Genomic DNA, 2,522 nt, shown 5'->3' with positions numbered 1-2,522 from the left:
AATATAGGAGGATGGGGTCAAATGTAATTTCACTCCTCCCGCCAGAGCCATCTGACACTCTCCCAGTCGCAAACTATTACTGGCCTGATGAATCGCTACTAGGGATGAGGAGCAAGCAGTGTCAATTGTTACTGTTGGTCCAGTGAACCCAAAACTGTAAGCCAAACGACCTGCGGCACTAGATAAAACACTACCAGTTCCGGCATAGATAGCTAATGGACTCTCTGGGTTCTGCTGCAAGTGCTGCTGGAGCAATTGTTCGTAGTCATGACCATCATTACCGACAAACACCCCCACTGATGCTTCATCGAGGCGCTCTAACACTTGCCCTGCTTTCTCTAATGCTTCCCAACTGACTTCTAACAGTAGGCGGTATTGGGGGTCTATTGCTACTGCTTCACGGCGGGAAACCCTGAAAAAGTCAGGATCAAAATGGTCAACATGGTCAACAAAGTGCCCGTAACGGGTGAGTATCTTACCCGGAGCATCTGGATCCGGGTTGTAGTAGGCTTCAATGTCCCATCGCTCTCGTGGGATTTCCGATCTCGCACTGATGCCCCCTTCCAACAACTGCCAAAACTTTTCTGGATCACAGGCACCTCCAGGAAACCGACAACTCATGCCAATAATTGCTATGGGTTCGTGCAAAGTATTATTGAGCTTAGTCTCTAGTTTCTTTAGAGCTAATGTAGCTCGTTGTAAAGGAGACAGTTTCTTAATCTTCTCTTTTTCGGTCAATATTTGCTCTTTTTGAGTTAATTTATCTGACATAACTTTGTTCAATTAATTATAGATTCCAAGATTTTATCAATTGAGCCTTCAAGTTCTCGATCGGATGATTGCTCAATCTCTTCTAGAAGGTTAGTTTCCAGAAAATCGCCTTTTTGTTCATCTTTATCAGTCTCAGGCTCAAAAAGGCCAACTGTGACAAGGTGCTGATCGATTATATATTTCTCCAACTGTTCAATGTTGGACAAATCAAAGGTCAAGGTTGAAGATAAATTCACTCCTAAAAGTTTGCTCAGTCTCTTCTGTAACTCTACCGTCATCAGAGAGTCCATTCCCATCTCAAAAAATCCCACCTCTGGATTTGGTCTGTTTGTGATGGATAAACCCAAGACCTGGGCAACTTCCTCTTGTAGTATTTGTCGCAACAACTCCCTTCTCTGAGTTTCGGTTACAGCCTCCAATCGTTGTCGTAAACTATTCTGTTCCCCTTTATCTTCTTCTTCAGTGCGTTCTCCATCTCTTGCCTCTGAGTATACTGAAATTTCCTCTAGAAATGACCGTTTACCTCCCAGTTCATAGAGTTCCTTAAATAACCTCCAATTTATATCTGCTACCACTGTCTGAGGGCTATTGCTTACCAATACTTTATTCAAAGCAGCTATTGCTTTTTCTGACTCCAGTGGTTTAACCCCCGTTTGATTTAACCAATTCATGGCCTCTCCCGTTGCCATACCTCCTCCTGACCAAGGCCCCCAATTTATGCTATAACTTGGTGTTCCCAGAGAGCGGCGATAATAAGTTAATCCATCCAGAAAATGGTTAGCTGCTGCATAGTGAGCTTGACCTTTTGAACCCCATACTGATGCAATGGAGGAGAAATTCACAAAAAAGTCTAGCTCTAGCTTCTGAGTTAGTTGATGTAGCAACCATCCTCCTACTACTTTGGGACGCAGTATGGCTTCGAGTTTAGAAAGTTCTAACTCCTGAAGCAGTTGAATTTCTCCTGTCACTCCGGCTGCATGAATTATGCCTTTAAGTGTAGGCATTGATGTCTGAATTTGTTCCAGAATTTTGGCTATATCTGCTTCAACAGAAACATCCCCTAACAACACGCTCACTTGGCATCCTGTTTCTTCTATTTGTTTTATAGATTCAGTAACTTTTTCTGTTGGAGGGCGACGTCCAGTTAAAACAATGTTTTTCGCTCCTTTTTTCACCAACCATTGGGCAGTATGTAATCCTAAAGCTCCTAACCCTCCAGTTATTAGGTAACTACCATCTGATGATAAGGATAGGGGTTGAGAAAATTCTGGAGTATCTTTGTTAACTAGACGAGCTACATAGATCTTTTCACCCCGTAAGGCTAGATGATCTTCTTCTTGTTGGTTAGCTAATAATTCCCATAACATTTCTGTCTCGTCTGCTGCTGGAGCTTGTGGGTCTAGATCTATTAGTCCTCCCCATAATTGGGGATGTTCTAGGGACACTACTCGACCTAGTCCCCACAAGGGTGAGGCTGCTAGTCCTGTTATGTGATTTTCTTTGTTGGATAATACTGACTGGGAACCACGGGTTACTAGCCACAGTTCGGGAATGCTAGAGGTTTTGAGTAAAGTTTGTAACAGGTGCACTACGCTGCCACATCCCCATAGTTGGCTTGATTCTAAGGTTTGAACGCACCCCAGCTAAATTAAAAATTCTAGCTGGGGATTCTTATGCTAGGTTGGACTCAGATAGCTTCCATAAACTACTGAGCGTCACTGGCGTTCTCAGCGTGTGGGAGGAACTTCTGC

At 43.5% G+C, this 2,522-nt stretch carries 2 protein-coding genes; both read right to left on the bottom strand.

Annotation, left to right across the window (positions count from 1 at the left end; genetic code table 11):
• A partial coding sequence (locus F6K49_RS40905; RefSeq protein WP_293106721.1) for a polyketide synthase occupies positions 1-771 on the bottom strand: 771 nt, incomplete at its 3' end.
• Positions 772-779: 8 nt separating this feature from the next.
• Complete coding sequence (locus tag F6K49_RS40900) at positions 780-2,360, bottom strand: beta-ketoacyl reductase (protein WP_293106716.1); 1,581 nt, start codon at positions 2,358-2,360, stop codon at positions 780-782.
• Positions 2,361-2,522 lie beyond the last annotated feature (162 nt).

This window comes from Moorena sp. SIO3I6 (assembly GCF_010672095.1).
This window is presented reverse-complemented; position numbering and strand designations above follow the sequence as displayed.